Below are 13,783 nucleotides of genomic sequence, written 5' to 3'. Positions count from 1 at the left end.
AAAAGATGCTTTTGCAGTTTTTTTTCAACCAAAAAAAGGTTTTTTAGCTAAAAAAAGGACGAACAGACGTTTTTGCATTGAATTTTTCAATATTGAATTTAAAAAAATCAGAAATAATTGTCAAAATAACACCCTAAAAACAAAGCTTAATTAACGATTTGTTAATACATAGCACAAATAATGCAATTATTATTATTAATTACACATTTTTCTATTATTCCTGTAAAAGTGGCTTATAATACTCCAAATCGATGGATTATATTTAATGAAATATCTATTTTTGTAGAAAAAATTATCAAGCATGAAACTTAAAGAACAAGGCCTTTATTTGCCAGAATTCGAGCATGAAAACTGTGGAGCTGGTTTTATTTGCAACCTTAAAGGTGAGAAAACGAATCAAATTATACACGACGCATTAGAGATTCTAGTAAAACTAGAGCACCGTGGTGGTGTAAGTGCTGACGGAAAAACGGGAGATGGAGCTGGACTTTTGATTGACATTCCACACGAATATTTCAATAGAGTTTGTGATTTCAAATTACCTGCTGCACGTGAATATGCTGTTGGAATGGTATTTTTACCTAAAATCCAAAATCAATACGTTTTTTGTAAAGACATATTTGAAAAAGAAATTAAAGCACAAGGACTTACTGTTCTAGGATGGAGAGAAGTTCCTGTAGACTCTACACAACTAGGTGAAATTGCATCAGCTTCTGAACCTACTATCGAACAAGTTTTTGTTGGTCAAAGCGAAGTTATTGACGAAGCTACTTTTAAAGCTAAGCTATATGCTGCTCGTAAAATCACAGAACATGCTATTGCGAATTCTAAAATATCGCAAAGTTCTTATTTTTATGTACCAAGTTTATCTACTACTACCTTAATATATAAAGGTATCATTATGCCTGAGGATATTGGGCCATATTATACTGACTTACAACAAACGGATTTAGTAACTCGTTTGGCTTTAGTACACCAACGTTTCTCTACTAATACAATGCCTACTTGGGAATTATCTCAACCTTTTAGATACATGTGTCAAAATGGTGAGATTAATACTTTAAGAGGTAACGTAAGTAGAATGCGTGTACGTGAAGAAATCATGAAAAGTGATGTCTTTGGACCACAAATCGAAAAATTATTCCCTATCATCTTACCTGGAAAATCAGATTCTGCTTCTATGGATATGGTAGTTGAATTATTGACACATACTGGAAGATCATTACCTGAAGTAATGATGATGATGATTCCTGAAGCATGGGAAAAACACAAAACCATGTCTGACGAAAGAAAAGCATTCTACGAGTACAATGCTTGTATCATGGAGCCATGGGATGGACCAGCTTCAGTACCTTTCTCTGATGGAGATTATGTAGGAGCTTTATTAGACCGTAATGGTTTAAGACCTTCTCGTTATACTGTAACTAAAAGTGGTAAACTGATTATGGCATCAGAAATTGGTGTTGTAACTGTTGATCCGGAAGATGTAGAAAGCCACGGTAGATTAGAGCCAGGAAAAATGTTCTTGGTAGACATGAACAAAGGACGTATCATCAATGATGAGGAAATCAAAAGCAAAATTGTTTCTGAAAGACCTTATCAGGAATGGTTGAAACAATACCGTTTGAACCTGAAAGACGTTCCTGCTACAACTAAAGTTTGTCCAATCGAAACTATCGATTTAAAAACTAGAGAGCGTTTATTCAACTATACTTTAGAGGACATCCAAGATATGATTACGCCAATGGCTCAAGCTGGAAAAGAAGCTTTGGGTTCAATGGGTATCGATACACCTCTTGCTGTTTTATCTGATAGACCACAATTAATTCCTAACTATTTCAAACAATTATTTGCTCAGGTAACTAATCCACCTTTGGATGGTATCCGTGAAGAAATTGTAACTGATATTAGTTTAGCATTAGGACAAGACAGAAACATCTTTGATATTTCCAGCAAACAATGTAGAAAATTAAGAATTCAAAATCCTGTTATTTCTAACGATGACTTAGAAAAAATCAGAAATATTGATATCGATAATTTCAAAGCAGAAACTATTGAAATTTTATATACAAAAGATAAAGGTTTAAATGGTTTAGAAAATGCTTTAGAAGACATTATCAATCAAATCAGCAAAGCAGTTGATAGAGGAACTAACATCATTATCTTATCTGATAGAGGTGTAAATAAAGAGTTTGCCCCAATTCCTGCTTTATTAGCTTGTTCTTATGTTCACCACCAAATGAACCGTTTGCGTAAGCGTTCTTACTTTGATATTATTATCGAATCAGCCGAACCACGTGAACCACACCATTTTGCAACATTATTTGGTTACGGAGCAAGTGCAATTAACCCATACATGGTTAACGAAATCATTCGCGTACAAGTACAAGAAGGATTCATCACTGGAATTAGCGAACAAAAAGCAGTTGATAACTTTAACAAAGCAATTGGTTCAGGTATTTTAAAAATCATGAACAAAATTGGAATCTCGACTTTACATTCATACAGAGGTTCTCAAATTTTCGAAATTGTTGGTTTCAGCTCTAAATTTGTTCAAAAATACTTCCCTTACACTGCTTCAAGAATTGAAGGTATTGGATTGTATGAAATTGAAAAAGAAATCAACGAAAGATACCAATATGCTTATCCTGATGTATTAGTTCCAAACCGTTTAGGATTAAACATTGGAGGTGAATACAGATGGAGACGTAACGGGGAAAGACACATGTTCAACCCTACTACTATTGCTAAATTGCAACAAGCAGTACGTTTAAGCGATCAAGACAGTTATGATGTTTATGCAAAAACTGTAAACGATCAGGCTAAGAATTTAATGACCATCCGTGGTTTATTCGAATTTGACAACTTAGATCCAATTCCATTAGACGAAGTAGAACCATGGACTGATATCGTAAAACGTTTCAAAACTGGAGCAATGTCTTACGGATCTATTTCCAGAGAAGCACACGAGAACTTGGCTATCGCTATGAACCGTATTGGAGGAAAATCTAATTCAGGTGAAGGTGGAGAAGACAGAACTCGTTTCCAACCGGATGTAAACGGTGACAGTCGTAACTCGGCTATCAAGCAAGTAGCTTCTGGACGTTTTGGAGTAACTTCTCACTACTTATCTAGTGCAAAAGAGATTCAAATTAAAATGGCTCAAGGTGCAAAACCTGGAGAAGGTGGACAATTACCAGGTGAAAAAGTATTGCCTTGGATTGCATCGGCTCGTAACTCAACTCCTTTCGTAGGATTGATTTCACCACCGCCTCACCACGATATTTACTCAATTGAGGATTTAGCACAATTAATCTTCGACTTGAAAAATGCTAACAGAGAAGCACGTATCAACGTGAAATTAGTTTCTGAAGTTGGTGTTGGAACAATTGCTGCTGGTGTTGCTAAAGCAAAAGCTGACGTTGTATTAATTGCTGGTTATGATGGTGGTACTGGAGCTTCTCCATTAACTTCATTGAAACACGCAGGTCTTCCTTGGGAACTTGGATTGGCTGAAGCACAACAAACTTTAGTACTAAACAACCTAAGAAGCCGTATCGTTGTAGAATGTGATGGACAGTTAAAAACAGGACGTGACGTAGCTATCGCTGCTTTATTAGGAGCTGAAGAATTTGGTTTTGCTACTGCTCCACTTGTTGCTTCCGGATGTATCATGATGCGTAAATGTCACTTGAATACTTGTCCAGTAGGTATTGCTACTCAAGATAAAGAATTGCGTAAAAATTTCAAAGGAACTCCTGAGCATGTAATTAACTTCTTCTACTATGTTGCAGAAGAGTTAAGAGGTATCATGGCACAACTTGGATTCAGAACTTTAGAAGAAATGATTGGTCAAACACACAAAATCAATTCTAACAAAGCCATTACACATTATAAAGCAAGAGGATTAGATTTATCTTCTATCTTACACAGACCAGATCAATACAAATACTTGACGGTTCGTAATACTGAAAAACAAGATCACGGATTAGAGAATGTTATGGATTTCCAAATCTTGAAAGACTCTCACCGTGCTTTATACAGAAAAGAAAAAATGACTTTAGAATATCCTATTAAGAATACCGACCGTTCAGTGGGAGCTATTGTTAGTAACGAGATTTCTAAAATATACGGACACTTAGGCCTACCGGAAGACACTTTAAATATCAATTTCACAGGTTCTGCAGGACAAAGTTTAGGAGCATTTAGTGCACACGGATTAACTTTTACTGTTGAAGGAAATACAAATGACTATTTAGGAAAAGGATTATCTGGAGCTAAATTAATCATCAAGAAACCAGCTCGCGCCACTTTTATTGCCTCTGAAAACATTATCGTAGGTAACGTTTGTTTATTTGGTGCAATCGAAGGAGAAGCTTACATCAACGGTATTGCTGGAGAGCGTTTTGCAGTTCGTAACTCGGGTGCAACAGCAGTTGTAGAAGGTGTAGGAGATCACGGTTGTGAGTACATGACTGGTGGAAAAGTAGTTGTTCTAGGTAAAACCGGAAGAAACTTTGCAGCAGGTATGAGTGGTGGTATCGCTTATATTTACGATCCTGAACACAAATTCAAAAATGGTTTATGTAATACTGAAACCATCGAATTTGAAACAATTGAAGGAAACGAAGCTGACGAATTGAAAAACTTAATTGAAAGACACGTACAGTACACTAATAGTACAAAAGGTATCGAATTATTAAGTGATTGGAATACAAGCTTAGAAAATTTTGTAAAAGTAATGCCTACAGAATACAAAAAAGCATTAAAGCGTTTGGAAACTGAGGTACAAATGGTAGAAGAATTAACAGCATAATACAATGGGAAAAGTAACAGGTTTTAAAGAATTCGAAAGAAAAGATGAATCATACACAGCAGTACAAGAGCGTGTAGGACATTATAAAGAATTTACAGTTCCTTTGAGTGAAGCTGAAATTACAAAACAAGGATCACGTTGTATGGATTGTGGTATTCCATTTTGCCACAGTGGATGTCCATTAGGGAATTTAATCCCTGATTTCAACCACATGGTACACCAAGGTGAATGGCAAAAAGCCTCTTGGATATTACATTCAACAAATAACTTCCCTGAATTCACAGGACGTTTATGTCCTGCTCCATGCGAAAAAGCATGTGTATTGGGAATTATTAATGAGCCAATCTCTATTGAAAATATAGAAAAAAATATTGTGGAGCGTGCCTTTGCTGAGGGATGGATTAAACCTCAACCACCAAAAGTAAGATCTGGCAAAGCTGTTGCTGTTGTTGGTTCAGGACCTGCTGGTTTAGCAGCTGCACAACAATTAAACAGAGCAGGACATACTGTTACTGTTTTTGAAAGAGACAATGCAATCGGTGGATTATTGCGTTACGGAATTCCTAATTTCAAATTAGAAAAAGAAATTATCGACAGACGTGTTGCTATCCTTGAAGCAGAAGGAATTACTTTCAAAGTAAATACTAATGTTGGAATAAACTACGATATCAAAGATTTAAAAGCATTTGATTCTATCGTACTTTGTGGTGGTGCTACTCAAAGAAGAAGCTTACCAACTCCAGGTGCTGATGCTGATGGTGTAGTTCAAGCAATGGATTTCTTAACTCAACAAACTAAAGTTGTTTTTGGAGAAAAAATTGAAAATCAAGTTTTAGCAACTGGAAAAGATGTAATCGTAATTGGAGGTGGAGATACAGGTTCTGACTGTGTGGGTACATCAAACCGTCACGGTGCAAAATCAGTGACTAACTTTGAGATTATGCCTAAACCATCTGTTGGAAGAAGCGAATCAACTCCTTGGCCTTTCTGGCCGTTACAGTTAAAAACATCTTCTTCTCACAAAGAAGGATGTGACAGAAACTGGTTAATCAATACCAAAGAATTCATCAAAGATGCTAATGGTAAATTAACAGCTCTTAAAACTGTAAATGTAGAATGGAAAATGGTTCCAGGACAAGCTCCTCAATTAATCGAGATTGAAGGTTCTGAAAAAATCTGGCCATGTGACTTAGCTTTATTAGCTTTAGGATTTACAGGTCCAGAGAAAACTTTAGCAGAACAATTAGGTCTTGAAACTGATTTCAGAAGTAATTACAAAGCAAACAATTACCAAACAAATGTTCCAAACGTATTTACTGCGGGAGATATGAGAAGAGGACAATCATTAATTGTTTGGGCAATCTCTGAAGGTCGTGAGGCTGCCAGAGAAGTAGATTTATACTTAATGGGAACTACAAACCTTCCTACTAAAGAAGGTGGAGATTTACCTCCATTGTAAAACTCAATAAAACTAAAAAAAGGCTATCCGAAAGAAATTTCAGATAGCTTTTTTTGTTTTCAAGCATTTTACTTTATAAACACAATGTGATAAAAAACGTTAAAAAACTCACATAAGGTTCATTATATAACTTATTGTTAGAATTTGTTAGTTTTATATTTATCTATTGTAGTATCGATAAAGAATAATAAATTTGTGTAAAAATAATAGCAATGCAATCAAAAGACTTACTTCAATTAGCAGATCAATTTGGCAGTCCTTTATATATATATGATGCCGACAAAATAAAATCACAATACGACAGATTAACTAAAGCTTTTTCTAAAGTAGAAAAATTACGTATCAATTATGCTATGAAGGCGTTGTCTAACGTTGCCATTCTTCAATTATTGAGAGATTTGGGATCTTGTTTAGATGCTGTTTCTATTCAAGAAGTACAACTAGGACTTCACGCTGGATATTCTCCTGATCAAATATTTTTTACTCCAAACGGTGTTTCTCTTGAAGAAATTGAAGAAGTACACGCTTTAGGAGTTCAAATAAACATTGACAATTTATCTATATTAGAACAATTTGGAGCAAAACATCCAACTGTTCCTGTATGTATTCGTATCAACCCTCACGTTATGGCTGGTGGAAACGAAAACATTTCAGTAGGCCATATTGATAGTAAATTTGGTATTTCAGTTCACCAATTGCCACATTTAGTGCGTATTGTTGAAAACACTAATATGAACATTGTAGGTATTCACATGCACACAGGTTCTGATATTTTAGATATTGAAGTATTCTTATATGCTGCTGAAATCTTATTTGATGCAGCTAGAAATTTCAAAAATCTTGAATTCTTAGATTTTGGTAGCGGATTTAAAGTTCCTTACAAAAAAGACGATATCGAAACGGATATTGAAGAATTAGGTAAAAAATTATCTAAAAGATTCAATGCTTTCTGTGATGAATATGGTAAAGAACTGACTTTAATTTTCGAACCAGGAAAATTCTTAGTGAGCGAAGCAGGTTTCTTCTTAGCAAAAGTAAACGTAGTAAAACAAACTACTTCTACTGTTTTTGCAGGAATTGATTCTGGTTTCAATCATTTGATTCGTCCAATGTTTTACGGTTCATCACACCACATTGAAAACATCTCGAATGTAAAAGGAAAAGAGCGTTTTTACTCTGTAGTAGGATATATTTGCGAAACAGATACTTTTGCCAGCAACCGTAGAATTCAGGAAATTGCCGAAGGTGACATCCTTTGTTTCAGAAACGCAGGAGCGTATTGCTATTCTATGTCTTCTAACTACAATTCAAGATACAAACCAGCTGAAGTATTGTGGATTAATGGAGAAGGGCACTTAATTAGAGCTCACGAAACATTTGAAGATTTATTAAAAAATCAAATTCCATTACCTGCAACTGCAGCAATAGGAAAATAATAAAATCAAACTATAAAAAAGGGACTTATTTAAAGTCCCTTTTTTTATGCTTTTACTTTTCTAATATTTCTGTCAGCACATTGGCATCAGTACCATTCGGAAAAGTAACTTTGATTTTTTGAGCAATGGTTGGCGCTATTTGAGTAATTACTTTTTTATCAAAAGATTCTCCTTTTTTAATATTCCAGCCATAAAACAACAATGGCACATGTGTATCATAACTATAAGGAGTTCCATGCGAAGTTCCTGTACCTTCATGCTCAATATAACCCGCTTTATCAAGAATTACCAATTCACCATTTTGCTTTGGATCATAACCTTTAGTAATATAAGTCAAAAAATAATCTGCTGTTGTTCCTGCCAAAATTTCTTCCTCCGTATAAACTCGTTTTACTTGTGGTAATTTCATCAAGAAATCCTTAAAGGCTAATTTTACCTTATCCAAAGAAAGCCCTTTTTCCTGAATTTGTTTCTTATCGAAAAACACGTTGTAATTAGAGTAATTCAATACCAGGTCAGTTCCAAAATTAGTTTTAGAAAATTCATGCAACTGAGTAGTCAATTCTTTATAACCTACAGCATCAACTGCATACTTATTATCCTTTAAAAAACTCACATTTTCAGCAGCAGCATGATCAGCAGTTAAAAACAACAAGTAATTACCCTTACCCACTTTTTTATCTAAATAAGCCAGAAAATCAGCAATTGTATTGTCCAAACGCAAATAAGTATCCTGAATTTCTCTCGAACGCGGTCCTGTTAAATGTCCCACATAATCCGTTGAAGAAAAACTGACTGCTAAAAAATCGGTAATACTATCTTCTCCCAAACTCTCATTGGCGATAGCTTCTTTAGCAAAATCAGCTAAAAAATCATTTCCAAAAGGAGTTGACTTTATCACCTTTACTCCTTTTTTAGCATACATTTCTTTTAAATTATATGGAAAAACCGGTTTTTTACTTCCATACAAAAGCCCTTCATACGGATTATCATCGGCTAAACTTTTATCATAAACGGATTCCGGCTTAAGCAAAGTCCAATCTTTATTCAAATAGGTTTCGTAATTTTTCTTAGAATTAAATTCAGAAACCCAATTAGGCAATTGCTTTCCATAAAAAGTACTGGATATAAAATTTCCGGAATCACTCAACCAAAATGCCCAATTAGCAAAATGCCCAGCTGGAAGTATAGCTCCTCTGTCCTTAGCACTAATACCAATAACTTTTCCTTTAAAATTTGTTGCCATACGCAATTCGTCAGTAATTGTGGTGCTTTCCAAATTAAGTGGAGACATTTGTCCTTCGTCTGAATCGCCCGTTCCTAAAATAGAAACCGAAGCATCATCTGTACAATACCTAGATTTACCAATAGTCTTATCAAACCAGCTATTCCCCACAATTCCATGAATAGCAGGTGTAGTTCCTGTATAAATTGATGCGTGACCCGGTGCCGTATAAGTAGGCATATAATTATAATGTGTATTATGAAAAACATAACCATCATTCATCAGTCGACGAAAACCATTTGCCGAAAAATCATCCGAAAAACGATAGAGGTATTCCATCTTCATTTGGTCAACAACAATCCCCACTACCAACTTCGGTCTTTGTTGTGCATTAGCATTAAAAATTGCAATTGTAGTAAATAGTAAAAATATTTTTTTCATAATAATTTAGGTATAGAAAACAAAAATACAAATTAAACACAGAGTCTACATCAGGAAATTATCATCTAAGAACAGAAAACAAACCATAAACAACTTCTAGCATTAGAAAGAAATACTGAAAATCTTGATTTCAAATCAAAGTTTAAAAAGTTACTTTTGTATTTGTACTTTTACAATTAGCCTACTATTAGAAATCTTTGTTCGAAACAAGAATATAATGAAATACAATTCGATCTCTTTTTTAACTTTCTCATCAAAAAAATATTTTTTTGTCCTTTTACTTATCCTATCGGTAACTTTAAGTTCATGGGCAGCTTCCGGAAAATGGACTAGCAAAACTACAGGCTCTACTATAGAATACAAATCAACCGAATCAAAAAAGCCTATAAAAGATTACGCTGGCAATTATCCAACGGTAGTGTATTTAAAAAATCTTGCTATTAAAAAAATTGGCCGAAACAGCGTCAAAAAAGATGTGAATTGGTTGCTATCCCAAGGCTATCGCGTAATTGAACTTAATTATGCTAAAAATAGCAATGCCAAAGCGCTAAAAATAAACGAAGACATCATAGCCATCAACGATTCTATAGCAGCTGGAAATTTTTGCGGTTATAAAAACTGCTCTCAATACAAATCCTATGTTTTATTTGAAGGCTATCGTATAGCAAGAGATGTCAGCTATTTTATCGATAATCCTAAAGTCTACAATACACCGGAACAATATACCGTTGGCGATTCTTTGCACATGGATATTATTTATCCTGCTAATCCTAAGGTTAAAGTGCCTGTAATTCTATCTTTTTCTTATAGCAACAGCTATGCAAATTACGATCAAGTTAAAGGCACACTAAATGATGCCTATAAAGACCAAAGACTTAACCTTGCCTATTCTTTTGCGGGCTTTAATGATTCCTTTCTCGAGGGTGCTCCTGCTAACGGAATGGCTTGGGCAATAGCGGACCATCCTAAATATTGTCCATGGGGTAAAGGGAAACCCGTTAACGGTGCTAATGATACTTACAAATCTTATGAAACCAATCCAGATGCAGCACAAAAAGTAAAATCGGCTATTCGAACCTTGCGTGCTTTGGGTAAACAAATGGGGCTTTCGGGTAAAATAGGTGTTTTTGGATTTTCAAGAGGCTCTACCGCAGGCTCTATGGCTATTGGAGATAAAAAAATTACTGAACTAGAAAACGCTGGTTTCCATATCGGAGTTTCTGATGATGTACAAGCTGCAACACTAGGACCAGGTGTTTTTGATTATACTCTTATTTACAACACTGCTGATGATGGAGACAAAAATTTAGAATTGAGATGTCCTTGGGCTTGGGATTCATTAGAAGAAAATAGAAAATTATGGGAATCAATGGGTTCTTCTTATTTGGTTGAAACCAAAACAACAGCTCCTACTCTATTTTTCTATAATACAGACGACGATCCTTATTATCAAGATCAAATTACACATTTTAAAGCCAAATTAGACCATTTAGGTATTCCAACATCTACTTTGGTGAATTATGGGAAAGGACATGCTATTCCACAAACAGCTTCCAGCTTAAATACACTTTATAGCTTCTTTAAAAACTACCTCAATCCTCCAAAAATCATCAAATAAAAAGATAGTTTCACTTAAAATCAGTGAAATTATTACTGTGAACCGCTCCAAAAGACATTTTTATCGGCAAAATTATTTCTAGTTCACTAACTAAAGTGATTCGCTATTTTATCTCTCCAACAAGTACAACAAAACTAACTTTTTCGGAACAAGAAACAAAAAACCGCTACTAATCAAACAATTACAACGAAAAAACACAAACAAAAAACAGCTTTTTTCAAACTACAAAAATTCTGTTAAATAAATAACAAACAACTTACAAGCCTTTTGTTGATTTTTATTTTTATTTATTCCAAATAACCCTTTGAAAAACCAATTTCAGGTTATACATTTGCATCGTTATTTTAAATAAATCCAAATAAGATATAGAATGAAACGAATCTTACTTCCATCAATAGCATTATTATTTTCTCTAGCTACTCAAGCCCAAGAAATGGCTTCGGCATTAGATCATAATAGTTCCAAAGAAATCAACGAAAATCCTTTTGACACTATCAAAAACAAAAAAGGACAAATTCTTAGAGAAATTGTTATTACTGGAAACAAACCTCAAAGACCTGTTTCGGCATCAAGATCGGGTATTAAACTGATGGATTTACCACAGAGTGTTCAAGTCATAGATAATGAAATTATAAGCCAACAACAAGCCATCCGCTTAAGTGAAGTTATCAAAAATGCAAATGGTGTTTATGTAGGTTCGGCTCGTGGTGGTGCTTCTGAAACATTATGGTCAAGAGGATATGATATGTCTGCTAATAATATGTTTAAAAATGGATTCCGTTACAATGCAGGTTCAATTCCAGAGGTTTCTGGTTTAGAAAAAGTAGAATTCTTAAAAGGAGGATCAGCCTTATTGTACGGGAATGTTACTCCAGGAGGAATTTTGAATTTGGTTACAAAAACTCCAAAATTCACTAAAGGTGGAGAAATTACAATGCAGGCTGGAAGTTATGATTACTACAAGCCATCAGTAGATTTCTATGGCCCTTTGAACAAATCTATTGCATTCCGTTTTACTGGTTCTTATGAAAACTCAAAAAGTTTTAGAGATTATGTAAAAAACGAACGTGTCTATATCAACCCTTCATTCCTATTTAATGTAACTGATAAAACTCAAATTACAGTACAAGGAGATTATTTAAGTGCCGATTGGACTCCTGATTTTGGAACTGGAATCGTTGATAAAACTATTTTAGATATTCCTCGCAATACTTATTTTGGAGCCCTTTGGTCTAACGGAAATACAAAATCAGCTAGTGCATCTATTTTATTTAACCATGATTTTAATAAAAACTGGAAATTAGCTTTCAATTCTTCTTTTCAATCCTATAGAAGAACACAAACATCTACTGCACAATTAAATACAATTGTCGCCAATGGTGACTGGAAACGTGGATTAACAAAATCTGACGCTGCCGAAAATATATTTGGAGACCAATTGAGTTTACAAGGAACTTTCAATACAGGAAGTATCAAACATCAAATATTTACTGGTGTTGATTATGAAAATTCAATGGCACCAAGTTATACATTTGGTTTTTATGCCGCAGCAACCCCAGCAGATCTTATAACTACAGAAGCTAAAGCTATTAATTTATTCAACTATAATTACGCCACTGAAAGTCGTGATGTACCATTTAGCAGTAGAATAACACAATTAGCAACTACCGATACGCAACGTTTTGGAGCTTATGCTCAAGATTTAATTTCAATCAATGAATATATCAAAATTTTAGGAGGTATTCGTTGGTCTTGGCAAGAAAGCGAAGTTACTACAACCAAAGAAGTAATCGAAAAAATTGCTGGGAAGAACACTATCACAACAGCTTATGAAAATGCAAAACCTACAACAGGAGCTAAATCCTTAAACAGAGCTTTTTCTCCAAAAGCAGGATTAGTTATCCAACCGGATAAAGAAACATCTTTGTTTGCCAGTTACTCTAACTCGTTTACACCTAATACAGGAACGACAGTTGACTTAAAACCTTTAGATCCTTCGATAATTGACCAATACGAAGTAGGTATCAAAAAAGATTTCTGGAGAGGGATTTTGAGTACTAACGTAACAGCCTATATAATTAAAAACAATAATCTGGCACAAACAGCTCAATTTTTAGCTGATGGTGTTACACAAAATGCTACTACTACTTTAAAAGAATTAGTAGGATCCACAAAAGGAAAAGGAATAGAGATAGATATTACAGCTAAACCAACTGAAGGTTTAAATATCAATGCAGGATATAGCTTTAATGAAACGAAGGTTTCTAAATCTTCAGGTACAAATGGTAGCCTTATTGTGGGAGATATTTTAGCAAGAACACCGAAACATACTGCCAATTTAAGCTTTTTCTACAAATTACCTAGTGGAGCGTTAAAAGGACTTCGTTTTGGAGCAATCGCAAATTATGTAGGTGACCGTACAGGAGGTTGGAATGACGATTATTTATGGACAGCTGTTACACCAACAGTTACTAACCCAAATCCAAACCCTGCTTACACAGTAAGTATCAGAGACCGCGATATTCCATTAGAAGGTTACACTACAGTTGATGCTTCTGTGGGTTACGAATGGAAGAAATTCTCAATCTTATGTAAAGTATCAAATATTACTAACGAGTTGAATTACACAGTACACGAAAATTACAGTGTGAACCCAATTGCTCCTCGTCAAGTAATGGCAAGCTTAAAATACAAATTATAAGAACCTTTCCGGTTTTCTCTAAAAGCTCCTATTTGGGAGCTTTTTTTGTTTTAAAACTTTCAAAAAATAATTATATTTAAGCTATCT

At 34.5% G+C, this 13,783-nt stretch carries 6 protein-coding genes; 5 read left to right on the top strand and 1 reads right to left on the bottom strand.

The genetic code is table 11. The features are described from left to right. The first annotated feature begins 301 nt into the window (after window positions 1-301). From gltB to lysA, 3 genes are all read left to right on the top strand, one after another. Window positions 302-4,816: a glutamate synthase large subunit gene (gene gltB, locus GTZ96_RS05895; RefSeq protein ID WP_161641847.1), complete on the top strand. Its 4,515-nt coding sequence runs from the start codon at window positions 302-304 to the stop codon at window positions 4,814-4,816. Window positions 4,817-4,820: 4 nt separating this feature from the next. Continuing rightward, on the top strand, window positions 4,821-6,275 hold the full coding sequence (locus tag GTZ96_RS05890) for a glutamate synthase subunit beta (RefSeq protein WP_161641845.1): 1,455 nt from the start codon (window positions 4,821-4,823) through the stop codon (window positions 6,273-6,275). 212 nt (window positions 6,276-6,487) lie between these two features. Further along, on the top strand, window positions 6,488-7,711 hold the full coding sequence (lysA, locus tag GTZ96_RS05885) for a diaminopimelate decarboxylase (protein WP_161641843.1): 1,224 nt from the start codon (window positions 6,488-6,490) through the stop codon (window positions 7,709-7,711). 52 nt (window positions 7,712-7,763) lie between these two features. On the opposite strand, the gene pafA is transcribed toward lysA, so the two are convergent. Continuing rightward, the gene (pafA, locus tag GTZ96_RS05880; protein ID WP_161641841.1) at window positions 7,764-9,377 is read right to left on the bottom strand and encodes an alkaline phosphatase PafA; all 1,614 of its coding nucleotides are present in this window, start codon (window positions 9,375-9,377) and stop codon (window positions 7,764-7,766) included. A 217-nt stretch (window positions 9,378-9,594) separates the two neighbouring features. Here pafA and GTZ96_RS05875 point away from each other — a divergent pair, with 217 nt between their 5' ends. Both GTZ96_RS05875 and GTZ96_RS05870 read left to right on the top strand, forming a co-directional pair. Next, window positions 9,595-10,995 carry an alpha/beta hydrolase family protein gene (locus GTZ96_RS05875; RefSeq protein WP_161641839.1) on the top strand — a complete coding sequence of 467 codons (1,401 nt, stop codon included), beginning with the start codon at window positions 9,595-9,597 and terminating at the stop codon, window positions 10,993-10,995. 370 nt (window positions 10,996-11,365) lie between these two features. Then, window positions 11,366-13,696 carry a TonB-dependent siderophore receptor gene (locus GTZ96_RS05870; RefSeq protein ID WP_161641837.1) on the top strand — a complete coding sequence of 777 codons (2,331 nt, stop codon included), beginning with the start codon at window positions 11,366-11,368 and terminating at the stop codon, window positions 13,694-13,696. Window positions 13,697-13,783 lie beyond the last annotated feature (87 nt).

It is taken from the genome of Flavobacterium undicola (genome assembly GCF_009909155.2).
Lineage (GTDB): Bacteria > Bacteroidota > Bacteroidia > Flavobacteriales > Flavobacteriaceae > Flavobacterium > Flavobacterium undicola.
The sequence above is the reverse complement of the archived record's forward strand: the minus strand, read 5'-3'. Positions and strand labels throughout refer to the sequence as shown.